This window comes from Cohnella sp. GbtcB17 (assembly GCF_019091135.1).
Classification (GTDB): Bacteria; Bacillota; Bacilli; order Paenibacillales; family Paenibacillaceae; genus Cohnella.
On the sequence record NZ_JAGXJW010000511.1, the window covers coordinates 1 to 233 of the forward strand.

The following is a 233-nucleotide window of genomic DNA, read 5'->3' on the forward strand; positions in this document are numbered from 1 at the left end:
GAGCTACCTGCCGCATCGGCCGATCTCGCGACAAGAGGACGCCGTTCTGCTGGCCCGGGCACTGAATTTGCAGGCAGACGATTCGAAGGACACGATCCCGGCTGATCTTAATACGAACTCCTGGGCGTACGACGGCATTCGCAGCGACTTGGCGCAGGGACTGATGGGCGACGCTTCGCAGCCGTTTCGCCCGTTCGAGCCTGTGTCCCGGCAGGAGCTGAACGCGATATTCG

Annotated in this window: 1 protein-coding gene; it reads left to right on the forward strand. The window is 62.2% G+C overall.

From position 1 onward, the window contains the following. On the forward strand, positions 1 to 233 hold a 233-nt coding region (locus tag KVT38_RS34305; protein ID WP_483298219.1), incomplete at both ends, for a hypothetical protein.